The following is a 26,142-nucleotide window of genomic DNA, read 5'->3' as shown; positions in this document are numbered from 1 at the left end:
TGGTTAGTTAATCTGGTCGATTGGTATACCAAAATAAAATTCCAATACTTTTAATTTAAATATGTATTCGTATTTGGATCTTACCAAATCGGACTGTGCATTTTCGTATTGAATAGACGACTGATTAAAATCAAAAGCATTAGACAAGCCAACGGTATAACGCTCTTCGGCATACTCGTAAGCTAATTGTCTTGCCTCCACGGTTTGCTTTGCTGCTTCGAATGCTAATTTAGCAGATTTTGCGTCATTGTAGGCCTGATATACTGTAGATTCTAAATCTAAATTAGCCTGTTCTAATAAATACTTGGAACGCTCTACATTAACCTGACTGCGTTTTACATTATTACGCGTGGTTAAACGGTTAAAAATTGGCACATTTAACTGAATACCTAATGAGGTACCATCAAACGTATATAACTGCTCTATAAAAGGAATATCTTCTCCTGTAATAAAGTTTGTATTGGTACTAGACCATCTTGTATTATAACCCATAAATGCTGAAATTGTAGGATAATAGTTTGTTCTGGTGAGTTCCAGATCCTTTTGGGCAATTTCGTAATTTAATTCAGCAATTTTAATATCGTTTAATTCCTCTTTTGCTTTAGCAATAATCACAGAAGCGTCTTTATGTAATATCTCATCAGACAAAATTCCGTAATCTTCTTCTGCAACATCAAAACTCTGGTAGTCTTCTATCTGTAACAACTGTGCTAAACCAACTTTAGAAATAAACAAATCGTTTTCAGCTGCAATTATTTGCTGGTTTTGTGTAGCATCTGTCGCTTTAATTTCTAACAAATCGCCTTGCGGTAAAGATCCGGCATTAACAAGTTCCTGAGTACGATTTAAGTTTTCTTTGGTAATCTTATTTTGAGCTTGTAATACTTTTAACTGCTCTTTATTAAATAGAATCTGAACAAAAGCATTAGCTACAAAAATTGAAATATCATCTTTCATTTTATCTAACTGATACTGATTGGCAATGATATTTAATTTTGACCGTTGTAAATTCTTCCAGTTTTGCAAACCCGAAAACAAATTAACTCCAGAGCTTACACCCCCACTAACCGATTTAAAAGTCTGATTTTCGAACTGGTTAGTAGCCGGGTTAATGTTAGACCCCGTATTTATATTATAAGATGTATTGGCTGTTAAATTAGGCAGAAAATTCATGACTGCCTGGTTCTTATCTATTTCAGCCAGATTGCTATCTAATTCCGATTGTTTTATAGAGATATTATTTTCCAATGCGTAATCTACGCATTCTCTAATGGTCCATTTTTTATAGTCCTGGGCGTGTAAAGAAATTCCTAATAAAAGAAAAGCGCCTATTACAGTAGTTTTTTTCATATTCATGTTATATGTCTAAACAAGTTTTAAAGTGTTACACAAAAGCCTGATAATTATTGTGCATATTTTGGAGTTCCCTGAATCTGATTCCAAACTTTAATTTTGTCAGCTTTAGTAAGTCCGTCTTTAACTTCAACAAAAATGCCGTCGCTAATCCCTAAAGTAACATCCTTTCTTTTAAACTCCTGCTCTCCTACTTCTACCTCTACATACGGAGATTTTGTTTTATCATCGTATTGTACCAAAGCTTCATTTATTGCTAAAACATTTTCTGCTTTATCCAGAATTATAGATGCATTAGCACTTAAACCAGCACGTATAAAAGTACTGTCTATCTTTTTTAAACTTCCTTTTATTTCAAACTGAATCGCTCCATTTTCTTCAACACCTTTAGGAGCTATATAATCTAGAATTGCATCAAATTTTTCATTTTCTATGGCGCCTACGGTAATTTCTAATGGTAAATTTTCCTTAATTTTCCCTACTTCACTTTCATCAACCTTACCTTCAAAAATCATTTTATTCACATCGGCTAACGAAGCAATTGAAGTCCCCTCGTTAAAATTATTCGCTTCAATAACCTGATTCCCTTCTTTAACAGGCACGTCTAACACCATACCTGAAACCGTCGAACGAATTAAGGTCTGAGCAATATTACCTAGTCCCGTAGTTGTCCCTGTTTTAATAATATCGTAGTTCTGCTGCGCCGATTTTAAATTAATTTCGGCTTGAGACACGGCTTGCTTCGTCTGCAAATAGGTGTTTTTAATGCCTTCAAAGTCATTTTCTGAAATCACACCTTTTTCGTATAATGCTTTCTGACGCTGGTAATTTGATTCCTGAGTTCCCAAATTAATCTTAGCCGTTTGTAAAGCAGTTTCATTAGTAGAAATCGAGTTTTTGGCACTGGCTAAAGACGACACGTTAGGAATAACTCTGATTTTTGCAATAAGATCTCCAGTTTTTACATATTCACCAGCTTCAATATAAATTTCTTCGATAACCCCTGAAATATTGGGTTTGATTAATACTTCCTCCTTTGGAACAATATTTCCTGTTGCAACAGTTTTAACCACTATAGTCTGCTCTACAGGGGTTTCAGTTGTATACGTTATGGGATCCTGCTGATTCTTCTTCCACAAGTAGAATAAGGATACTCCAAATACTGCAACAATAAGTACTAATACGATAACGGTAGTTGTTCTTTTCATTTTATGATACTTCTTATTTTCTTTTAATCTAATCTTAAAGCGTCTACTGGTTTCATTTTTGTGGCGCTATTAGCCGGTATTAAGCCTGCTAATAATCCGGAAACCACTAATATTATTAAGGCTGTAAAAACCACAGACATCCCCACACTTGGATTTACAAAATTTTCTACAGGTCCCACTTTATCCAACATGTAATTCATAAGCCAGATTACTCCTGCAGCAAAGGAAATCCCCACCATTCCAGAAATAATAGTAAGTATTAAACTTTCCTGTAAGATCTGAGATTTAATAGTCCATGGAGATGCCCCTAAAGCGCGTCTTACACCAATTTCTTTGGTACGTTCTTTTACAACGATTAGCATAATATTACTAATTCCTATTATTCCCGACATAAGCACCAAGGCACCAACAAAATACCCAACAAAACTTAGGATCGAAAACAAGCCATTAACACGACCAAAAGCTTCTGACAAGTCGAAATGCCCTATAGCCCGATCGTCTTTGGGATCGATTTTATGCCTGGATTTTATTATTTCAAATACTTTAGGCTTAAGATCAGTTATACTAATTTCATCTTTTCCGGTAATAGCCATCCAGTCTACATTATCGCCACTATTAAACGCCTGTCCAAAAGACGTAAACGGAATAAATATTGTATTAGCATCTTCTTCCTGGTCGCCCTGATTATTAGCCGATTGAAATGTACCAACTACCATAAAGTTAACTCCGTTTATTTTTATATACGTCCCGATAGGATCTTCAAACTTATCGTACAACCCCTTTACAACATCTTTACCTATAACACAGGTTTTACGTTTTGCATTAATATCTGAATAACTAATAAAACGTCCGCTTGTAATATCCATAGGCTGCTGATTAATAAACTCGGGATAATCGCCATTAACCTGAAAAGCTCCTGTTTTTGTACCACGTGTTACATTATTATCACCATTAAACCCACCCAATTGACATCTTGGAGACACATACTTTAGTTCTGGAATTTGTGCCTTTAGAGCTTCAACATCGGCCAATTTGTAATTAAACGAACGCCCCTTAGGCAGCCCTTTATATGAAATTGAAGTGCGTTGAGCCCACATGAACATGGAATTGGTTGCAAAATTTCCAAAACCGGATGTCACACCATTCTTCAACCCATTAGTTAAAGCCAGTAATAGTACTAAAATTGTAATACCCCAGAACACGCCGAACGCTGTTAAAAAGGTTCTGAATTTATTAGCACTTAAGGCTTCTAATATTTCATTCCATCTATCTTTATTAAACATATTACTCGTCTCTTAAAGCTATTATTGGTTTTATCTGTGCTGCGCGGTAAGCTGGAAAAAATCCTGCTAAGGCCCCTGCAAATACCAAAATGAAAACTGTGGTTAAAGCGGTATTAAAATCTACCTGCGGATATTTTATAAAATCACTTTCTATAAGTGGTCCTACCAGTTCCAGTAAGCCAAGTCCCAGAATTAAACCGAATAATCCTGAAAACATGGTTACAAATACCGATTCCTGTAAAATCATACCAACGATAGACATTGGCTGAGCTCCTAAAGCCTTACGTATACCAATTTCTTTAGTTCGTTCTTTTACAATAATGAGCATAATATTCCCCACACCAACTACTCCGGCAATTATGGTCCCGATACCTACAAACCAGAAAACTGCAGAAATTGTACTTATCAGCGTGTAAATTTGTTTCGCTTCCTCCATGGTATTATACACCCGAATAGCGTTAGTATCATCGGGAGCCACAATGTGTCTTAACTTTAAATCGTTCTCTATCGCTTTTGTAATTTGCTCAGAAGCCGCTACCGCCTCATCAAAATTATCGGAGATATTTAAAGTAAACATCATATTTCTAATGTTATCGGCCCCATTAAAAGCTCTTTGCGCAGAAGACAAAGGCAAAAACACTTTACTTTCATCGCGTTCTCCTCCCGGATCGAAAAACACACCTACTACTTTATAACTAATACCATATAACGATATTTCTTTATTTATAGGATCCTCATCTTTAAACAAATCACGTTTAACTCTGTTTCCGATTACAGCCACTTTCTTAGCTCCTTCCACATCGGCATTATTAATAAACCGCCCCTGACCTATATCGGCATTTTCTATAAATTGATTCCCCGGAAGTATACCCTGAATCCGGTAATTTCCAGATTCATTTTTATAATTAACCAGACCACCCCAAATCGTGTAAAAGGACGACTTGTGCTCTATATTTGTTGCGTACTTTCGGGAAACCGCATCAAAATCGTTATTTTTAAAATGAATTTGTCGCCCCGGATTAAGGCCTTTATATTCCTTGGTTGTACTACCAGCCCAGATACTTATTAAGTTTGAAGCATCCCTTTGAAATTGCGACGTAACCCCATTCTGAATTCCGCGACTAAACCCCAAAAGTATAACCAAAATAAATATTCCGGATGCCACAGAAAGCCCCGTAAGAAAAGTTCTTAATTTATTTTTTCTTAAGGTCTCAAAAATTTCTTGCCAACGTTCAATATCAAACATTTGCCATTGCCCTTACTTGTTCTACTTTAGTATCGTTAATGATTAAACCGTCTTTAAGGTTTACAATCCGCTTTGTCATTTGCGCAATATCATGTTCATGCGTAACAATAAGAATGGTTTTACCTTCTTCATTAATCCCCTGAATCAGATCCATAACTTCATAAGAGGTTTTAGTATCTAAAGCTCCCGTAGGTTCATCGGCCAGTAACACTTTAGGATCGCTGGCTAAAGCTCTAGCAATAGCTACACGCTGTTTTTGCCCTCCAGACATTTCATTTGGTAAATGATGAGACCATTCTGCTAGCCCTACTTTTTCAAGATAATGAGCCGCTTTTTCCATACGTTCCTTTCTCTTAATCCCTTGATAATACAAAGGCATAGCAACATTATCTAATGCCGATTTATAATTAATAAGATTGAAGGACTGGAAAATAAAACCGAGAAATTTATTGCGATAGTTCGCTGCAATTTTTTCATTTAGGTTTTTAATAGAAACACCATCCAGCGTATAGGAACCAGAATCTGCTTCATCAAGCATACCAAGAATATTCAATAAGGTAGATTTACCCGAACCGGAAGACCCCATAATAGAAACGAGCTCTCCTTCTTTTACATTAAAATTTATACCTTTTAAAACATGAAGCGAATTACTGCCCATGTGATACGATTTGTGTAAATCTTTAATCTCTATCATTTCACTTGGTTATATATACAATGTTACACAAATCACATCTTAAAATATCCTAAAAATATGTTAAGACTTAATGAGTAACACTACTATTAAGACTGATAGATCACCAAGTTGTTACAAAAAAAATGTATTATTTTTTAGCAGCGTAAAATTTTCTGTAGAGCGCAAACCCTATTCCGGCAATAAGCAAGTACGGAATAGCCATTAAATACACAATGCCGTCATTAATTCCCTTTGCCGTACTTTGTCCTTCCTCCGACTCTAACACCGCACGACACATAGCGCACTGCGCATCTACAGGCAAAGTTAAAACCAACAATAAAACAAATAGAATATAATGCCTGCCTTTCATAACTACACGTAATAAGGAGAAATTAAAATATAAACCAAAACACCGGTAACAGCCACATACAACCACAACGGAAATGTAATTTTAGCTATTTTTCTGTGGCGAGCAATATCATTGGTTATCCCTCTAACATAAGTTATTAAAACAAACGGTATAACCACTATAGAAAGTATAATATGCGTAATTAAAATAAAGTAATATCCATATTTAATAAAACCTTCTCCCCCGAATTTAGTAGAATCGCTAGTCATATGGTAAGCGACATACATAACTAAAAACAATAATGAAAGTCCCATAGCCACCTTAATTAGAGTTTCGTGCAATTGCACGTTCTTTTTCTTTATAGCTAAAAACGCTCCAATAAGTATACAAGCTGTTAAAGCATTTGTTGCAGCATAAATTGGAGGTAAAAAACTTAAAGGTTCAACATTTGGTATACGTACACCAAATAAAACTGCTACAGCAATTGGGATTACTACCGATAAAACAATAATCCACTTGTTGTACTTTGCCGCCTTTACAGCATCTATAGATTGGTTTGCACTACTCATTTAATAGCTTTTTAATGTCTTCTTTTAATTGACTGATTTCTTCCTCTTCCCCTTCCTCGTTGAACTTGGCAGCCTCAGTAATGGTTCCGCGGTAATATATTTTTGGATTGCCATAGGCATCTTTGCGAGAGCGAATAAAGCCATTTTTATCCACTAAAGCAAAGTTTCCAGAGTGTTCAAATCCGCCTGCTGCCGAATCATCCTGTGCAGTATATAAATTAAAACCTAAATTGGCTAAATCGTAAATCGCATCACGATCTCCTGTTAACAGATTCCAGTTAGGATTGGTTATTTTATATTTTTCGGCATATTCTTTAAGGACTTCTGGCGTATCATGGCTCGGGTTTATGGTAAAAGAAGCCACACCAAAATCTTTAATTCCTTTAAAGCGTTCACTGACCTGAACAAGATTCTGATTCATAATCGGACAAATAGTAGGACAGGTTGTAAAGAAAAATTCGATAACATACACCTTTCCTAAATAATCTTTGTTAGTGATTACTTTTCCATCCTGATTTACAAAGCTAAAATCGGGTACCTTTTTTGGTTCACCGTTAATCTCCAGAAACGCTAATTTTTCTGTATTCGAAAAATTGTTATCCGGCACATTACTCATTCTGTCACTACGAGTTATATCGTTGTTCTTGATTCTATCCACAATTTTTGGAATAAATATGATACCAAAAACCAATATGATAAACGCTATCCCTACGTAAGAATAATTAGATTTATTACTCATGATTTCCTTTTAATTCGTTTTCTCTTCGCGAAGAAGAATCGAAATTTCCTTTACGTTTCTGACGATATTCAGTAAACAAAATTCGTACATCTTCACTCATTTTATTTTTAAGATCAGCTACTTTAATAATGTCATAAGAACGTTTTTCATAAACTGCGGCCTGTTTAGCCAGTTCATTATCGCTCCTGTCGTCTAAGCGCCCTCTTAAATTCCGTTCCTTATCTATTATAAATACAAAATCTGTAGCAAGATCGTCTCCCAAAGGGTTAGGTGAATTTAAACTGGAATACACCTCCTGAATGTCCTGTGGAGATCCGAAAGCAAAATGCCAGAATTTTAGTTCTTCATACTTCATTAACTCCCGCTTTAATTCTGCCGCATCGGCTCTTGCCGATTCTGGTAACAGAATTACAATCTGGAAGGTTTTAAACCCTTTAAATTTATCGTAGATTAATTCCTTAAGATTCGATGCTCCGGTAAGCGATTCTAAAGGCTGATATCCAAAAAAACCAAGAACTGTTAGATGGTCTTCCAGTTTTACAGGACTATCTTCTTCTGGAGAAAATTGAGTTAACTCTTCAACATCTTTACCAATAATATCTAAAGTATTGTAATTATGCTTTGCCGGATATAGTAGTAATAAAAACGTAACGGGTAAAAAAAACAGTATTCCTAATACTGCATATCTTTTTATTTTTTTACTATCCATAATGCTTTTGTGACCGCTCTGACTAAGTTACTGAGCTTGTTTAAATTTGCTGCAAAAATAAAAAAGACGGTTTAATAAACCGTCCTTATATATTGTTTTAACACTAGTATGTTATTAAAAATCGCGTGTAATATAACCAGAATTATATACATCGTTAATATAGCCTCCTTCTTGTAAAAGGATAAATACTAAATAACAAATTAAGAAGATTCCTGTCCAAACCACAGCTCTTCTTAAACCTGCAGTTTCATCACGCATATGCATAAAATCCCATGCAATATAATACGCTTTTACTACAGTTAAGATGATGAAAATCCAGTTTAAAATTTTCATTCCGAAAATGTGTCCTGCTAAAAATTCCGGTTTATAAATACCTAGAACAACTTCTACTGCTGTAATTACAGACAACAGAATTAATACACCCCAGATTTTCTGAGTATTAGACTTAAATTTTAATGTTCCTCTAAATATTTCTAATTTATGATCGTGTGCCATTTTTGTTTCGTTTTAAATCTAAAAATTAAACCAGGTAGAAGAATGTAAATACAAATACCCAAACTAAATCTACAAAGTGCCAGTAAAGACCAACTTTCTCAACCATTTCGTAGCTACCACGACGCTCATACGTTCCTAAAATAACATTAAAGAAAATAATGATATTAAGAACTATACCAGAGAATACGTGGAAACCGTGGAATCCTGTAATAAAGAAGAAAAAGTCTGCAAAAATTGGCGCGCCATATTCATTTACATGAAGATTAGCACCTTCTACTACTAATTTTCCGTTGTTCTTTAATTGTGCAATAGATTCGCTTCTAGACAATACTGTTTTATGTCCGTGTTCGTCTAAAAGTTCAGTTCTTACTAAAACGTTATCGTTAGCCTCTAAACCTTTAACAACTTCCTCAACAGTATAAGAAGGTAAAGACCCTTCGTTTACGAACCATAATCCGCTTTTACGCTCGTGTTGTGTTCTTTCAGCATGTGAATCTGCTACCGCAAAATCTCTGATTGCTACACGGTGTCCTTCTGCATCTACAAACTGTAATAAATTTCCAGCTTTTGTTTGAACAGCACCATAATCACCTTTAATAAAAGTAGCCCATTCCCAAGCCTGAGACCCAACGAAAATGATACCCCCGATAATGGTTAAGAACATATACCAGGTTACTTTCTTTTTATTTAAATGATGTCCTGCATCTACAGCCAATACCATAGTTACAGACGACATAATTAAAACAAACGTCATGAAAGCAACGTAAATCATAGGTAAATCCTGACCATGAAGAAACGGAACGTGAGTAAAAACCTCATCCGCAATTGGCCAAGTTTCCATAAATTTAAATCTTGAAAATCCATAGGCTGCAATAAAGCCTGAAAAAGTTAAAGCATCTGATAAGATGAAAAACCACATCATCATTTTACCATAACTTGCACGAAGTGGTTCGTTTCCACCTCCCCAAATTTTACCTTCGGTTCCAGTGTTTACAACTGTAGTACTCATATTAGGTGTTTAGTTTTTAATATTAGGCAAAAGTAAACAAATATTTTATCTAAAGAAATATAAAAACAAAAAGAGGTAAATCCAAAGCACATCGACAAAATGCCAAAAGGTACTTGCTAATTCAAAGCCTAGCATTTTGTTTGCATTATACTTTCCTCTTAAGTGATTATAAATAACTACCAGTAAACAAATTAAACCAACTACAACGTGTAGAATATGCATTAGTGCTATAACGTACACGTAAGACATCGTTATATTACTGGTAGGGCCGGTAAAATTATAACCTGCATCTATAATTTCCTTAAAACCGGCAAACTGATTATAAACAAACGCTATTCCTAAAGCAAAAGTTAACAGCAATAAGCCTGTAGTTGCCCCTCTATTACCTTTAACTAAAGCTTTTTTAGCGAAAAATATAGTTACACTACTAATTAAAATCAAAATAGTGCTAGCAATAAAAGCATTTGGAATGACAAAGTCACTTAACCAATCCGGACGCGAGCTACTTACAATAAAGGCACTGGTCCAACCTGCAAAAGTCATGATTAACGAAATAATCCCGAACCATAACATAATTTTTTTGGCACGTATTGTTTTCTCTTCTAAAGTTCCCTGAGTTAAATCCATCTCCTATCTTAAAAATTTATCCAGTACATAAATAATTTGCACCAGAGTAATGTACGACACACTTGCAAGCATTAATTGTCTGGCTGCTACCGCGGTCATTTTTTTAAATAACTGAAACGCATAATACAGCATAACCAAACCAAACAAGAATACAATTACAGCAGCTATAGGCGTTAAGTACAAACGTCCTGTAAATCCAAATACGGGTACTATTGAAACCAAAATGGTCCAGACCGTATACATAATTACCTGTACGGCCGTTCCACGATCCTGCTTTCCTGTTGGCAACATAAAAAAGCCCCCCTTCTTATAATCGTCGTATAAGAACCAACCAATGGCCCAAAAATGAGGGAACTGCCAGAAAAACTGCAACATAAAAAGTGTTCCAGGCTCTATGCCAAAGTTATTAGTAGCAGCTACCCAACCCAACATAAACGGAATTGCTCCCGGAATAGCCCCTACAAACACAGACAGTGGTGTCTTGGTTTTTAAAGGTGTATATACGCTGGTATATAAGAATATAGACACTGCTCCAAACATGGCCGTTTTAGGATTTATAGTATACAATACCACGATGCCTGAAACTGTAAAAATTGTAGCAATAATAAAAGCTGTATTTACAGACATACGTCCGGCAGGAATAGGACGATTTTTGGTACGCTGCATTAAGGCATCCAAATCCTTTTCAATAATCTGATTAAAGGCATTCGATGCCCCTACCATAAAATACCCGCCTAAAGCTAAAAGCACTAAAGTTTGAAGATTTACACTATCCACTCCCAGTAAATATCCTGCCAAAGAAGAAAACACGACACTTAAAGATAAGCGCATTTTAGTTATTTCTTTAAAATCTGAAACCAGGGAATGTGTTCTAACGGGCGTTTCTGTACTGCTCAATGTATCGATAACTTAACGCATTATTTTTTTGCGTGGGCAAATATACTTTGAAAAGTTAATTCTACAAATCAAAATACCAATTAAATAGGTCACTTCGCAATCCTAAATTAAACCAAAGCGTATGGTTTTCAAAGGTTGTAACAGTAGTAACTTCCGGATTAAAGTTACGATAACTAATCTGCCCGAATACTTTTAGATTAGAAGATGGATTAATTAAATATCCAGCCTGCAATTGGGCATTTATGGTTTTGGTTTTTATACCCTGACCTATTTTTACATTTGTATCGTAAGGTCGTTCGTTATAGTTTCTATAAATATCTCCACCATAACTATAATCATCGGCTTCAGTATTAAAATCCAGACCACGAACACCAAATATTAGTTTAGTATCGGCAAACCAGCGTTGGTAATTATATCGGCCTATTAGTACTAATTCTCTAAAATTAGACCCCCATAAATGCGCCATAGACTGATTATTATGCCCGTAATTTAGTATAATGGTATTATGAGAATAAGCATATGGCCTAACTTGATTATACTCTGCCTGTAACAACAGGTTATCCACATTAAAGGCATTATAATATTTATATCCCAACTGATACCCAAATTTATTCTTCCAGCTTTGTTCACCTCCAAACACATGACTTGATGAGAATTCATCTATTATAAACTGACCATACAAATTCATGGCGTTATTCAATTTATACTTCGCCGTAAACCCTATCAACGCATTTCCTGCACCCTGACCTGTTTGAAATTCTATTGCTCTTAAGAATATTAAAGGATTAAGATAGTTCACATCAAAGCCTCTATCGTTGGTATTATGCCATAATACAGATTCGAATAACCCAATATTTAATCGCTTACTCACATTTAAGCTGAGATAATGATTGGCCATGTATTTTGACAGATAGGTTTTATCTTCTACTACGTCGGCACGCACATCTTTCAACCATAACCAGGTACTCGTATATTTAATTTTCCAGAAGGATACATTTACTTTTAAATAAGGAGAAGGACTTGCAACATCGCTAACTAATAAAGAACGATATCCATCCCCAATAAAATTTTTACCATAGCCAAACTGAGCATTCACAAACTTTGCAGGAGAATAGGACATAAAAGCATCGGCAACCGGATAATCGAAAGCATCTGTTTTATAGCGTTTTGCGATTCCGCGCCCAGGAATAATTGCAGGATCAGAACCCCAGGCCGCAATACTCTCGGCATACCGATTGAAATATTCAGGAAAGCGCCCCTGACTCTCGTAAAATGAAGTCGAAAAGGTAAAATGTTTCCCTAATCCTCCTTGTACAACAATGCCTCTGGTATTATTGTAAGTTACACCAAAATCAGATTGAGTATCTTTTCCTAACTGTAAATCGGCAATAGGATCAAATAAAAACCAGTAATCCTTACCTTCCAGTTCAACAAAATGTTCATTCCAGAATTTACGTCCTAACCAGGTTCTTTTACTTTTTTCAAGTGCTTTATATTCTGTTTCGAAATCATAGTATTTTGATACATCTGTATACATTAACGGCTTTGAAGCAGTATGTGCATTCACACCGAGCTTATTCATATTCTGATCGAATTTCGCGTAGTAACTATGAGAAAACGGAATATTTAACGTACTGTTAAACTGCCTTTTTGTACGATGCTTAACTGAATTACTGATGCTATCTAACTCATTACTCACAGGGTCTACTAAAGCACTAACCTCTTGGACACCGCTATCTACGAATTGTTCTTGCAAAGGAATAGGAATGCTCACAGAATATTGTTTAAAAATTGGCTTACCGTTATAAGTAGCAGGTTTCACCTTTGGCATCAATCCAAAAACACGTCTTCCTTCCTCTTTTAAGTCATCGTAAAGAGCATCGGCATAAATAAATTTAAACTCCCCTGACGGATTAATCTCAAAAAGCACAACAACTGTACCCTGAAAATTATTTGTAGTTAAATATTCGGGAACTTTAAAATTGGAACTAACAACATGATAAACCTCACGATTAAAACAAGACTGAAGTGTTTCGGAATTGCCGGATTCGCACGCGGGAAACACAGGTGGATTTTCATAGAGCGAAACGTTTTGTGCAAACATGTTTATGGTTAAAACAAACAAAAACACGGCAATACAGTTCTTCATAAATTGGAGGCGGCGGTTAATTTTAAGTGTAATATAGCATTTTTTTAGTAACAGCTATAAAAAAACCGTTACATCTAAAGACATAACGGTTAACTGGTTAAGACATAACTTTAATTTTGAATTTTAAAGACTATTGGCATGGTATAAATCACACTCACATTTTTATCTCGCTGCTTCCCTGGTGTCATATCTGGAATTTTCCCTATAATGCGTTTGGCTTCACGCTCCAGACTTACATTAGGTGCTCTGGCTAAAACATCTGTAACCTGTCCTTTTGAGTCTATTTTAAATTGCACCTGTATTTTCTGAATTCCGGACAAACCATCCTCTGCACCTAAACTCGTATCAAATTCCCTTTGAATCAATCTGGAAATCTTTTCCGACATACACTGCTTACGCGCTTCATTTGAATTGTACTTTTCACAACCCGGATATACAGGTACAACTTCAACACCCAGCATATTAAAAACCTCATCGATATCTTCAGGACGGTCTTCAAGTTTTATATCAGAAGATTTAAGATTTGTGTTCGTTTCCGGCTCTGTAATAACGTCTTTTAAATCAGACTCCGATTCACTTGTATTAGGAACCACCTCTGGAATAGACGTAAGTAATTTAGGCTTTACAGTTTTCGATTTAGGTAGTTTAACCGGTTCTTTATATATAGTAATATCGGGCATTACATACTCCTCCTGCAATTCCTGTTGTGTATTCATCAAAGCACTAACTTCCAAAGTTTGCTTTTTAAAGCTGGATTCTAATAAAACATAGACTAAAAGCAAACACAATACCAGACCTATCTGAAAATAGATAAGGGTATTAAACTTACGGCGCTCGCCCGGATTTCGAATTTCTTTCTCCTTTAGAGCATTCAAAACAAACAAACTCTTAAATTTTCTTAATTTTTTCATGATTACTGATTTTTATTGTTAATATTTTATTAAAAATCAATAAACGTGCCGAAATTGAGCATAAAAAAAATCCGATGCCTAAACATCGGATTTTAATATCTTAAAACTTAAAAATTAATCTTGAACCTGGAATACTATTGGTAAAGAGTAAGGAACTATTACCGGCTTTCCTCTTTGCATACCTGGTTTCATTTTTGGTAATTTATTAATTACACGAGCAGCTTCCTCTTCTAATTTTGGATGCGGAGCTCTTGCACGTACACCTGTAATTTCTCCGTTTTTGTCAATTTTGAAAATTACGTTTATACGTTGTCTTCCTGATAATCCTAATTCTCCGGCTAGATCTGTATCGAAGTTTCTACCTACGAATTGAGAAATTTTATCAGACATACATTTCTTTTTATCAGCATTGCTTCCTTTTTCACAACCTGGAAAAACCGGAACGTTTTCAATAATAGAGAAAGGTACCTCTACATCTTCTTCTACTTCTTCTACCTCTACTTCTTCTACTTCAACAATCTCTTCTTCCTGACTCGTTTCTGTAGATTCAATTACAGTTTCTTCTACCTCTACCTCATCTTTTACAACTTCAATAACTTCTGGAGCTGCTGGTGGTGGTGGTGGCGGTGGCGGTGTTTGTAATTGCTCTGTAATTGGCACTTCTTCTTCCAATTCTGCATCCATACTTACCATACCAATATCGATTACCTCTTTATCGTATGTCTTATAATTAATTGCAAAATTAGTTAAAGCTAACATTAATGCTAAACCAATTGCAAAGTATAAAGCACTGTTGCGACCAACATTTGCTTTAGGATTTTTCTTCAGTTCCATAATATATAGTTTTCAGGATTGCTAAAATAACCATTTATTTGGCAAAAAAGCAAACGATTATATTTTTTTGTAATTAGTTTTTTGCTTGAACACTAATACTAAGAGGGTTAAAAACACTCCCGAAGTATTGGCTAAAACATCTAACATATCGAAATGTCGCGTTGCTGTAAATGTCCCTTGTAAAATTTCGACTAAAAGCCCAAAGGAAATCGAAAATACACTGGCATTTATTAAGGCCTTTTTGAATGACCAATTAAAACTCTTGGTAAAGGCCAGGTACCAAACTAACATCAACAAACAATATGCCAAAAAATGAAAGATTTTATCGCTGTTACTTGGCGCATGTTCTGTTATAGGCCCCAGTTTTATTAAGCACAGTGCTAATAATCCCAGGGTATAGAAAATCGCCAGCAGTATTGCGAAACCTTTTTTACGCACCTATTAAGGCTTTATAATCTTCGTCTGACAATAATGAATCCAATTCTTCCGGATTAGAAAACTTAATTTTAATCATCCATCCAGCTCCATAAGGATCGCTGTTTACAACTTCTGGTTCATCTTCCAAACCTTCGTTAAATTCAATAATCTCACCAGATAATGGTAAAAATAAATCTGAAACAGTTTTAACCGCTTCTACCGTACCAAACACTTCTTCTATATCTAAAGTTTCATCTACAGTTTCTACTTCTACATACACGATGTCTCCTAGCTCACTCTGTGCGAAATCTGTAATACCTACAGTGGCTACATCACCTTCAACTTTTACCCATTCGTGGTCTTTTGTGTATTTTAATTCTGATGGAATATTCATGCTATTTTGTTTTAAATTAGATTTAGCAAATGTATTTATTAGTGTTTTAAATTCAAACACTTATTTATTAATTACCAAAATTATATCTAATCGTTAATCCGGTACGTAAAGTCGTCTGTGGGAAAGCCGTAGAAATTGCATATTCAGAGAACGTATAATCGCAGTAGAATATAGCTGTCAGGTTTTTACTAAAGGCATAATCTGCGGTATATTTTAATCCCCAGATGGTTTGCCCGGAAGTCACCTGATTGTTCTCCAGATCTAAATATCGGATAATCGTTTTATTATCTCTAACCGATACATCTGCTTTCATATTAATATCGCTGACAATGGTTTTGTTAGGACCAGCCAGTTTCGATTTCATACGTACATCTTTTATACGATATCCTAAACCTAATACATATTCATTCCCCAGAATCTCCGTCATTAAGTTATTGTCGAAACTTAAGGATAACATACGATCTTTTCTTATCTCGGCTAATATCTTAACGGAGTTCTGCATTTCAAAATCCAATCTGATTAACGGACTGAACATCTCTGTTAAGTTTATATTACTATATACATTTTCATTTTTATAATCTCCGGACTGATTTAAAACATCGCTTGGCTGATCTACATAATCCTCACTAAAATCAATTGGGTTATAATCTAAATTTGTTCGGAACTGATTTATGGTATAAGCAGATCTATAACCATGACCAATGGAGAAGCGCTTAAAGTTCTTTTTAAACCAGGCCATTTTCATAAAACCGGTATATTTTAAATCCCAGTTTGGCAATGGTGTATTTCTAAACGCTCCAAGACTTACACCTTTGGCATCCTGACCGTGATAGGCTGCTAGAAACGATGGTAATAATACGCGCTGACTTGTTTTTCCAAATCCTAGCGGATAACTGGCCACATCTCCGTTTTCAAAATTATCTGGATTTGTCATATCTACCCCTGATTTTTCTGCCAGACGTCTTGCAATCACCAAACGATTCGCTCTAAACTCATCGAAAGCAGCAGAGCTTGTTTCATCGCTTTTCCCAAAAGCTGTCTTTAATAATACGGTTGATATATTAAAGTTACCATAGGTGTTTGGTGTTAACGACTGATATTCCAGATTAGACTGATCTACAAGGAAATTTTCCGTTAGTGTTTCTGAGTATAATCTATTAAAAATTAAATCGATTTTTAAATCGTTAATCGGCTCTAAATTGGCAGAAATATCTAACTGGCGATTATGCGTTTCTGTATACTGTTCGTTAAAACTCTGGTACGTAGTTAACCAGCCGTTTCTTGCAGCCAAATAACGAATATCGCTTTGACTTCCTAAAGTATATCCAAACGTTGGCTTAAGCGTTCCTATAAACCCTGGCGTTTGAAGATACCCCGGCAAATATGTTCCGTTGTTTTCCTGATAATTTACCTGAATACGCTTTACCATAGTTACCAGATCTATACCTGCGTTTAAAAGCGTATGCTTTTTTGGCTTGGCATCAGGAATTGCATCCTCACCATTATCCAGTCCGCTTTTACTTCTTGCCGGTGGAGTCCTTTTATCCGTCTTTTTAACCAGGCCTAAATATTTATATAACTTGGTCATATCCATAGAAGAATTTATGGTATGAGTATTTGCATTCTGTATGGTATTACCTAAGTCGTAAGTAACGCCATCAACCTCAAGATCGCCATATAAATCGGATCCTTTTTGCCACTGAAAATCCCCGGTATATGAATAAGTAGCCTGCAAAAAGCTTAACGTCGGAATTTTATACAATGGCAATTCGTAGTTAATTCCTAACTGCTGATATTGTCTGTTTGGATCTCCAAAATCAAGAAAACCATCCCAAACATCCAAAGTAGGATCCTGCTCACCATTGATAATATTATCTTTAAAATAATTTCTTACAATATTATTGTTTGATGCTGTAAAGTTAACCTGAAGTGCTTTTGTAATGTTATAGCTGAAATTATACTGAAAATCGAACGTATAGTTTCTTCTAAATAATTCCTCTATTTCAATATTACCTTCACCAAGTTCTACTTCTCTAAACTTTTGTTTGTTGTAATTTCTTAAAATATTAGAACTAACAGTAAAGGTCGTTGGCAAATAATTAAAGTTAAAATCTTTTAAAATTTTCCAGTATTTCCCTGTGAATAACGAATCGTTCTTTTTAAAAGGTTCTACCGGTTTAGGCGTAAAATTGTAAACATAGTTTGCCCCCAGTTTTACATTTTTATCCACAGAATTTTCTATTTCAAAATCGCGGTGTTCCGTTTTATTATAAGAATAATTAAAGGTAAAGTTTTCTACATCGTAAAAATGAGGTTTAGCTTCATTAGTTCTTATTTTCCTAACTCCTATAAAATTGATACTTTTTCTCTTGGTGTAATTCTCATTAACATTTAATACAGAGTCCTTGTTGGTTGTATTGTCTAATTGCTGATCCAGTTGAATATCTCTGTAATACTCGTCGTATTTCGGTGTAATGGTTTCTTCGCTTTGTCCGTAATTAAACGGAATTTGAACCCCCCAGTTTTTTGGTAATAATTGTCCAACATTTACATTGGTTACCACATCGTACTGTTGCACATCTTCCAGACTGCGCTCACTTGGTCCTTGTTCTATTGTTCCAAAACCGGAAGTACTTTGTCTACCTGTTGCACTCACATTGGCGAAATCGGCGATATTAGAATCCATACTTACCACTGCTGCCCAGCCTCCTTCGTTATCCATATCGGATAAACGCAACTCGTTAAACCAGAATTCACCACAGGATTCGGTGCCCGAAGCATTTTTAATACCGAGCATTAAAGTTCTGATATCTCCAAAGTTAGGATTTCCTTTAACCCCTATACGCTGTTGTCCCAACTCGTATCCGCTAAACGGATCTGACACTTCCTGCAATTCGCTTCCTAAAACATCGTAAAACGTAGGATCTTCGTTAGACAAACTTCCATTAGATAGCCCGATAGATTTAATTTCCTGAAGTAACTCCAAAGGCAAGTTAATTTCGTTCTCTTCCGGCCATAAAGCTGTTCTGGATGTTCCTTCGCTAACTTTTAACGGAATTTCTATCTGATAGTAATTCTGGGTTAAATCATTACCCATTCTTATAAATGCTACCGGATAATCTCGTAATCCCACAGCGCCTTCCTCTTCAGCATGTATAAACATTCTTAAACGTTTATACTGACGCATATCTACATTTATATTCTTATAAACAGCCCTTGAATCTTCAGGCTCTAGCCCACAAACATTCACCACTAAAGACTGCTCGTTCTGATCTATAACCGTGTTATTATTGAATAACTGCTCCGGCACCACACCTGGTGGCGATTCGTAAATGCCATTATTTTCAATAGTTCCGATAATTCCTACAGAAAGTTCAGTTTGAGGGTCGTCTGGAGTTACATCATCCTTATCTAAAGCCAGCGTATAACGTCTCCAGTCGCTACGCACTAAATCTAAAGTTCCAAAACGAAATACAGTTTGTTCTGTAAAATCTTTAACATACATACGTGCAAAACGTACCGAACGCAGATCTGTAATGCCATTTACTGCTTTTGCCTTAGATCCATTAACCGGAATTCTAATCTGATACCATCTTACATTGGCCGACTGTCCGTTTGGAAACTGTCTTGGTTCCACCTTAATATCCTTAATGTATTCCTTAAGCGGATTGGAATCCGGGATATTATTTAAATCGGAAGGATTTAATGGTAAATTCTGACGTGTTAATTCCAGTTCGTACTCGTAATAACTGTCTATGGTATTCATAGTATTATCACGATTTATATCTTCTACATCTGGTTGCGTCGTCGAACCGCGATTGGTATCGGTAAAGGTTTCCGGCGAGTTTCCATCAACCCCGTTGTATTGCTTATAACGATCAAAAATTCCTCCACTGGTATTTAAAAAATAGGTATAATTATCGTTTGCCGGATCCGGACCAAATTCAGATCCGAATATGGCGGCTTCCTCTTCATCATTAAATCCGTCATATCCAACATCCTGATTGGTTCGCTCCTGCCCCTGACTATCGAAAGCATATACCAAAGATTGATTTTGAGGCACTACTGTTCCCCATTCCGTAGTTGGTAATAAAGAAGAATTTCCGTCTCTAGGCAAGCCATTTTCATATTGCTTTCTTCCATCCTTTAAAATATCTTCAGAAATATTTCCTAAGTTGAACACCAGTTTCCCTCCAGGATTATTGGCATTTTCCTGAAATGGATCCTGTAACCAGAACTCAATATATTCCACATTAGCTTGCTCAAAATCTGTAGATGTTAAGGCTCTTGTTATCCCCGCCCAGCTATTCTGCGGATCTGGAATTACACCACTTGTCGTGTTAGGATCAAAATTATAAGGCCCTCTTTCCTGTGGATAATACACTAGATCTAAAGTATTCAATACTGTAGATTGCCCTTGAGCAATACCCTGATTCGGGAATAATTCCTTTATAAACACACGACTGGTATATAATCCAGACATTTCGTTATCTGATATTCCCGCTGGTCGCTGACTTGAATAAAAAATAGGGTCTATCATATACCAGTTTAACATGGCACGCTGATAGCCGTTTTGCATACCATTTTGATCTTCGTTCGGGTTTGAAACGACCCCAAGACCTACCGGTCTACTGGATAAAAACCAGGATTGCTGCGATTTTAATTCAATAGCATTTTGAGAGCCTTCAAAATCATCCACATAAGCTGTGGCCTCCCCGTTAAAATTAGTTCCTTTAGGAGCTCCGGGTTTTAAATACGCAAACTCCCCTCGCACAGAAACATTAGAAGCTACATCGGTATCTATATTCGGAAGTTTATTAACCAAACGGGTTAAAAATGGTACTTCGGTTGAATAGTTTCCGTTAAAGCCGAAAATACTGTTATTAATTGGCTCGGTACTATAATTTGCTTTTTGAGTAATCGGACGTTCATGAAGATTTAAAAAGGTTGCTCCCAATACAAACTTATCGCTAAACTGATGCTCGACATTCACCCCCATAAATCTTTTGGTTTGCTGACCAAAAACCGCATTGTTTTCGGTAGACACCTGAATTGGAGTATTAGAAGCTTTTAAGGCTTCATCTAAAATCTGAACCTGACCTAACTGATAATTCACGGTATAATCGATACCTTCTACCAGCACACGCCCTCCTGCTGTAACAGTAACAGAACCTCTTGGCACATTAAATGCTCCGATAGAAATACCTTCTCCTCCGGTAGACTTATAACGTCCTTTTAACTGGAACTTGTTTTTTTCGGTATAATCTAAAGCTTTCGTCTTGGTTACTTCGTAAAGCTCATTAAATACATATTTTTTCTGGTTCGGGTTATAGGTCGTCGGATCGTTGTAATCTTCATTTTCCGAAGGTATATCCAATACGTCAAATAAATATTCCCCAAAAGGCTCGGCTTTGGTAAAGATAATTTTACCGTTTTCGGGAATCACCGTTATGTTGCGAACAAAGTCGAAAAATCCATCTCCGTTAGCCTGTGGATCTCCGTTATAGTTCAGTTTATCTAAGTTGAATAATCGTAATAAAGGCACCTCCTGAATGGCCTGTCCGTTAAAAGTCGTACCAAAATCTCCACCAACCGGATTAATATAGTTTAAAGGCGAAGCTTCCGTATAAAAGATATTTAATTTAAACTCGTCCTGACTTAACTGATAAGCCCCCGTATCGTAGATGTTTTTCATCATTAACTTCCAGATTGGCTGAGCCACATTGGTAATCGGACTTTTTAACAATTTTAACACCAGGTTATTATTAGTCACTACCTGAGTATCCGTGTCAGTTCCGGAAATCCCGGTAGCATCCACACCATCGTTTGCAAACTCTCCTACCTGATACACTTTTCCTCCTACGGTATACTGGAAGGCTACTGCTAGAATTTCGTCGTTTGTTAAACGTTGATTTAAGGAAATATATCCCAACTGGGTGTGCAGTGTAAATTCTGTGCCCTGAGTCAGTTTTCTGGCATTTTCAAGTTTACCGTAATCTTTCCCTTCGGAAGTTCCCGATACCAAAATTCCGGTTTGTACGGTAGCAATATCCCTAACTGCACTTGTTAACTGCGAACCCGCACCTCCAATATTTGTCGGGTCGTAAGCATTGTTTTCGTTATCAGGAAATGCCCCCGCGCTGGCTAATACATTTACTGCAGAACCTATTAATTCGGGATTCGATTCTCCCAAATCCTGAAACGCCACAATGTTTCTTACATTATCGGTCGTATTATTTCTATTGGTAATCCAGGCTTCAATTCGGGTAATCTGAACATTCGTATTATAAAACGGATAATTTTCTAAAGCCTGGTCGTAATGCTCTCTAAAATACTGCGCCAGGAAAAAGTGACGATTCTCGTCGTAATCTCTTGCGAATAATTCGAATTCTTCTAAGGTACCTCCGCCCTGAGCCACAACTGTTCTGGTTTCAGATTTCTGTTCAGAAAAAATTCCTGTTACCGTTGTTTTACCAAACTGCAATTGCGTTTTTACCCCAAATAAACTCTGGGCACCTGTAATCAACGAGCTGTTTAAAGGCATACTTACATTACCAACTTCTATCTTCTGAATAATATCATCTTCGGTTGGCGTATACTCTAATTTTATTAAGTTTTGGAAATCGAAGGTCGATTGCGTGTCGTAATTGGCTGTTACCTGTAAACGCGTCCCCACTTTCCCCAGCAAACTTAAACTGATACGCTGATCGAAATCGAAACTGAAGTTGCTTCTATTTCTTGGTGAAAACGCCGGGTTATCTTGTTTGGAAAACAGAACGCCAAGATCCATTTCTACCGATCCCTGTGGAATAACCTCTATGGTATTCCCTCCGAAAATAGATTCGAAAAAGTTTGAATTCACATAAAACTCAGGCAACAAATTTTTACGCTCATCTTCTGTGCCTTTTTTCTTTCCTTCGAAAGCATCTATTTTTTGTTTGTAATACGATTTTACGGTTTCGGCTTCCACCAGAGCTTCGTACTCTGCCGGAGTTAAAATAATGGGATAATTAATATTAAAATCGCCCACAGACTCGGTATAAATATAACGGTCTGTAAATGCATCGTAAGTATATTTAGAAACAATACTACTTGGATTTGGCATATTTAAACGCCCTAAAGCATGTCCTGTTTTTACGGTATCCTGCTCTGTAGTTGGTACCACCTGAGCTAAACCAGCAAACGAAACAAAAAACAATAAAAGAAATACTATATATGGTTTAAAAGTAGTATTAAAAACTTTCGTATTGGTTGTACTCAAAATCGATTATAAATTTTTTAAAGCTAGTTTTATAATGGTTTCTACCGTGGCGTCTGGTTGGTTTGCCAAAATCTTATCGACCACACGCTCTGCCGGTTTCTTAACAAAACCAAGAACTTCTAATGCAGATAACGCTTCATCTTTGTTGGTATTGCCTGCAGTTAAAGAAACTTCATCAATATCGTAGATCTTTAAAACTTTATCTTTTAAATCGATAATAACACGTTGAGCAGTTTTAGCTCCAATCCCTTTAATAGACTGGATTAAAGCCACATCTTCTTTAGCAATACCTTCGCGCACCTGTTTAGGTGTTAATGAGGATAGCATGGTGCGAGCTGTACCTGCCCCAATACCGCTAACAGAGATTAACAGGTTGAACATATCACGCTCTGCAATAGAAGAAAACCCATACAAAGTATGGGAGTCTTCTTTTACCAAAAGTTGTGTATATAATTTTAAATGTTCCTGATCAGGAATTTGAGAATATGTATGCAGGGAAATATTTAAAAAATATCCAACGCCATTACAGTCTATTACAACACTGGTCGGATTTTTCTCTACCAATTTCCCTTGGATATGTGAAATCATTAGCTTGGGTAGTTAAGGTTTCAAATGTAATAAAATTATTCACATTTCAAATTACTCCACCCCTACCAATTCGTGTTCACGTTTTTCCTTTTGTTGTGCATCTACTACAGCAATAGCTGCCATGTTTACAATTTCGTCTACACTGGCACCTAACTGTAAAATATGTGCCGGTTTTCTTAACCCTAACATAATAGGTCCAATCGAATCGGCTTTATTTAATTCCTTTAAAAGTTTATAGGTAATATTGGCTGCATCCAGATTAGGGAAAATTAAGGTATTAACCTTTTTTCCTGCAAGTTTAGAAAACGGGAATATTTCCTGTAACATTTCGCTGTTTAAAGCAAAATCGGTTTGCACTTCCCCATCAACAATTAATTCCGGATTCTGACGGTGTAAAAAGCTTACCGCCTCTCTGATTTTTGCCGCATTTGGATTGTTAGACGACCCAAAGTTTGAATACGAGGTCATTGCTATTACAGGCTCCAGACCAAACATCTTAACCGCCGTAGCCGTCATTTTTGTTATTGTAGCCAGATCTTTTGCTGTTGGATCGATATTGATTGCAGTATCGCTCAAGAACATCGGTCCGCGTTGTGTCATCATTAAATTGGTTGTTGCCAATCGTGTTGCCCCTTTGGCCAGACCTATAAGTTCTAAAACCGGCTTTACCACAGTTGGGTATGCTCTGGAATATCCTGAAATTAAAGCATCGGCATCACCTTCATTAACCATCATAGCCGCAAAATAATTACGCTCACGCATGATACTTTGTGCGGAATACAGCGTTACTCCTCTCCTTTTTCTTTGTTCCCAGTATACTTTTGCATAACGGTTTTTACGCTCTAACTCGTGATCGGATTTCGGGTCAATAATTTCAACATCGGCATCAAATTCCAACTCTTCCATTAGGGCCTTTATCGCCTCACGACGGCCCAGTAAAATTGGAATGGCAATACCTTCTTCGTACGCAATTTGCGCGGCTTTTAATACATCCAGCTTATCTGCTTCGGCAAAAACCACTCGTTTCGGATTTAACTTAGCTCTGTTAATTAAAAGTTTCAGCAACTTATTGTCGGAGCCTAAACGCTCTAAAAGTTCGTTTTCATATTTTTCCCAGTCTGTAATAGGCGCTTTAGCCACGCCACTTTCCATCGCAGCTTTAGCTACCGCCGGAGGTACTTCTGCGATTAATCGCGGATCGAATGGTTTAGGAATGATATAATCTTTTCCAAACGTTAAACGTGTTTCGCCATAGGCAATATTTACCTGCTCTGGTACTGGTTCCTTTGCTAACTTAGCTAAGGCTACTACCGCAGCCATTTTCATCTCTTCGTTAATTTTTGTGGCACGGACATCTAAGGCACCTCGGAAAATAAACGGAAATCCTAAAACGTTATTCACCTGATTAGGATGATCGCTTCGTCCGGTTGCCATAATAATGTCGTCACGTGTATCAACAGCTAACTGATATGCAATTTCCGGATTAGGATTAGCCATAGCAAATACAATTGGATTATCGGCCATGGTAAGTAGCATATCCGGAGTTACAACATCGGCCATAGATAAACCAATAAATACATCGGCATTCTGCATGGCTTCTTCTAGTGTATCGATACGTTTATGCGTAGCGAATTCAGCTTTTTCTGGAGTTAGATTTTCACGATCATCTCGAATAACGCCTTTACTATCCAGCATAACCATATTTTCGCGTCTGGCTCCAAAAGCCTGATATAAACGCGAACAGGAAATCGCTGCTGCTCCAGCACCGCTAATTACAATCTGAACTTCTTCAATATTCTTTTCGATAAGTTCTAAAGCATTAATTAGGGCTGCAGCAGATATAATAGCTGTTCCATGCTGGTCGTCGTGCATTACCGGAATATCAAGCTCTTCTTTAAGTCGACGTTCAATTTCAAAAGCTTCGGGCGCTTTAATATCTTCCAGGTTAATTCCACCAAATGTCGGCGCAATCATTTTTACCGTTTGAATAAATTCTTCAACATTTTCTGTATCCACCTCAATGTCGAAAACATCAATATCGGCGAAAATCTTAAACAGTAAGCCTTTTCCTTCCATTACCGGTTTACCGGCTTCTGGCCCGATATTCCCCAGACCTAAAACGGCTGTTCCATTAGAAATCACAGCTACAAGGTTTCCTTTAGCCGTATATTTATAAACGTTTTCTGTATTTTTTGCAATTTCTAAACAAGGCTCTGCAACACCCGGAGAATAGGCTAAAGCTAAGTCTCTTTGCGTAGCATATTTTTTGGTAGGAACTACTGCAATTTTTCCTGGTTTTGGCTTAGCATGATATACTAAAGCTTCTCGTCTTTTGCTTTGTTTACTCATAAAAAAATTAGTTATGTACTGAGACAAAGATAGCAATAGTAAATTAGCTACACCCTTAAACTTTTAACTTTTTAACGGTACT

Annotated in this window: 21 protein-coding genes; all 21 read right to left on the bottom strand. The window is 36.5% G+C overall.

Annotated elements, in window-relative coordinates:
* Window positions 1-3: 3 nt before the first annotated feature.
* The 21 genes from I3217_RS06695 to I3217_RS06595 all read right to left on the bottom strand — a co-directional run bounded on the left by I3217_RS06695 (window position 4) and on the right by I3217_RS06595 (window position 26,060).
* Complete coding sequence (locus I3217_RS06695; RefSeq protein ID WP_435048979.1) at window positions 4-1,350, bottom strand: TolC family protein; 1,347 nt, start codon at window positions 1,348-1,350, stop codon at window positions 4-6.
* 53 nt (window positions 1,351-1,403) lie between these two features.
* The gene (locus I3217_RS06690) at window positions 1,404-2,561 is read right to left on the bottom strand and encodes an efflux RND transporter periplasmic adaptor subunit (RefSeq protein ID WP_435048978.1); all 1,158 of its coding nucleotides are present in this window, start codon (window positions 2,559-2,561) and stop codon (window positions 1,404-1,406) included.
* A 23-nt stretch (window positions 2,562-2,584) separates the two neighbouring features.
* Complete coding sequence (locus I3217_RS06685; protein ID WP_435048977.1) at window positions 2,585-3,844, bottom strand: ABC transporter permease; 1,260 nt, start codon at window positions 3,842-3,844, stop codon at window positions 2,585-2,587.
* A 1-nt stretch (window position 3,845) separates the two neighbouring features.
* A complete protein-coding gene (locus I3217_RS06680) occupies window positions 3,846-5,090 on the bottom strand; it encodes an ABC transporter permease (protein WP_435048976.1) in 1,245 nt (414 codons plus the stop codon).
* Window positions 5,083-5,784, bottom strand: coding sequence for an ABC transporter ATP-binding protein (locus I3217_RS06675; protein WP_435048975.1), 702 nt, complete (start codon window positions 5,782-5,784; stop codon window positions 5,083-5,085). Before I3217_RS06675 ends, I3217_RS06680 begins: the two co-directional genes overlap by 8 nt.
* 127 nt (window positions 5,785-5,911) lie before the next feature.
* A complete protein-coding gene (locus I3217_RS06670; protein WP_435048974.1) occupies window positions 5,912-6,133 on the bottom strand; it encodes a hypothetical protein in 222 nt (73 codons plus the stop codon).
* Window positions 6,134-6,135: 2 nt separating this feature from the next.
* Window positions 6,136-6,681 (bottom strand): DUF420 domain-containing protein, encoded by a 546-nt coding sequence (locus tag I3217_RS06665; protein WP_435048973.1) that lies wholly within the window; start codon window positions 6,679-6,681, stop codon window positions 6,136-6,138.
* Complete coding sequence (locus I3217_RS06660; RefSeq protein WP_435048972.1) at window positions 6,674-7,420, bottom strand: SCO family protein; 747 nt, start codon at window positions 7,418-7,420, stop codon at window positions 6,674-6,676. The genes I3217_RS06665 and I3217_RS06660 overlap by 8 nt, the downstream gene beginning before the upstream one ends.
* The gene (locus tag I3217_RS06655; protein ID WP_435048971.1) at window positions 7,413-8,129 is read right to left on the bottom strand and encodes a hypothetical protein; all 717 of its coding nucleotides are present in this window, start codon (window positions 8,127-8,129) and stop codon (window positions 7,413-7,415) included. The genes I3217_RS06660 and I3217_RS06655 overlap by 8 nt, the downstream gene beginning before the upstream one ends.
* 114 nt (window positions 8,130-8,243) lie before the next feature.
* Window positions 8,244-8,624, bottom strand: a complete 381-nt coding sequence (locus I3217_RS06650; RefSeq protein WP_435048970.1) for a cytochrome C oxidase subunit IV family protein — start codon at window positions 8,622-8,624, stop codon at window positions 8,244-8,246.
* 25 nt (window positions 8,625-8,649) lie between these two features.
* Window positions 8,650-9,633: a cytochrome c oxidase subunit 3 gene (locus I3217_RS06645; RefSeq protein WP_435048969.1), complete on the bottom strand. Its 984-nt coding sequence runs from the start codon at window positions 9,631-9,633 to the stop codon at window positions 8,650-8,652.
* A 45-nt stretch (window positions 9,634-9,678) separates the two neighbouring features.
* Entirely contained in the window at window positions 9,679-10,260 is a 582-nt protein-coding gene (locus tag I3217_RS06640; protein WP_435048968.1) for a cytochrome c oxidase subunit 3, read from the bottom strand.
* Window positions 10,261-10,263: 3 nt separating this feature from the next.
* Complete coding sequence (gene cyoE / locus I3217_RS06635) at window positions 10,264-11,157, bottom strand: heme o synthase (RefSeq protein ID WP_435048967.1); 894 nt, start codon at window positions 11,155-11,157, stop codon at window positions 10,264-10,266.
* Between the two features lie 61 nt (window positions 11,158-11,218).
* The gene (locus I3217_RS06630; protein ID WP_435048966.1) at window positions 11,219-13,306 is read right to left on the bottom strand and encodes a gliding motility protein RemB; all 2,088 of its coding nucleotides are present in this window, start codon (window positions 13,304-13,306) and stop codon (window positions 11,219-11,221) included.
* 110 nt (window positions 13,307-13,416) lie between these two features.
* Window positions 13,417-14,217: an energy transducer TonB gene (locus I3217_RS06625; protein ID WP_435048965.1), complete on the bottom strand. Its 801-nt coding sequence runs from the start codon at window positions 14,215-14,217 to the stop codon at window positions 13,417-13,419.
* 114 nt (window positions 14,218-14,331) lie between these two features.
* A complete protein-coding gene (locus tag I3217_RS06620; protein ID WP_435048964.1) occupies window positions 14,332-15,051 on the bottom strand; it encodes an energy transducer TonB in 720 nt (239 codons plus the stop codon).
* Between the two features lie 57 nt (window positions 15,052-15,108).
* Window positions 15,109-15,489 carry a VanZ family protein gene (locus I3217_RS06615; RefSeq protein ID WP_435048963.1) on the bottom strand — a complete coding sequence of 127 codons (381 nt, stop codon included), beginning with the start codon at window positions 15,487-15,489 and terminating at the stop codon, window positions 15,109-15,111.
* The gene (gcvH, locus tag I3217_RS06610; protein WP_435048962.1) at window positions 15,482-15,862 is read right to left on the bottom strand and encodes a glycine cleavage system protein GcvH; all 381 of its coding nucleotides are present in this window, start codon (window positions 15,860-15,862) and stop codon (window positions 15,482-15,484) included. The genes I3217_RS06615 and gcvH overlap by 8 nt, the downstream gene beginning before the upstream one ends.
* Before the next feature lie 67 nt (window positions 15,863-15,929).
* Window positions 15,930-23,123, bottom strand: coding sequence for a cell surface protein SprA (gene sprA, locus I3217_RS06605; protein ID WP_435048961.1), 7,194 nt, complete (start codon window positions 23,121-23,123; stop codon window positions 15,930-15,932).
* Between the two features lie 6 nt (window positions 23,124-23,129).
* Window positions 23,130-23,711, bottom strand: a complete 582-nt coding sequence (gene ruvA / locus I3217_RS06600) for a Holliday junction branch migration protein RuvA (protein WP_435048960.1) — start codon at window positions 23,709-23,711, stop codon at window positions 23,130-23,132.
* A 51-nt stretch (window positions 23,712-23,762) separates the two neighbouring features.
* Complete coding sequence (locus tag I3217_RS06595) at window positions 23,763-26,060, bottom strand: NADP-dependent malic enzyme (RefSeq protein WP_435048959.1); 2,298 nt, start codon at window positions 26,058-26,060, stop codon at window positions 23,763-23,765.
* Between the last annotated feature and the right edge of the window lie 82 nt (window positions 26,061-26,142).

Source organism: Formosa sp. S-31 (assembly GCF_051172795.1).
Lineage (GTDB): Bacteria > Bacteroidota > Bacteroidia > Flavobacteriales > Flavobacteriaceae > Formosa.
Note: the sequence above shows the minus strand (reverse complement) of the source record. Positions and strands in the feature narration are given on the sequence as shown.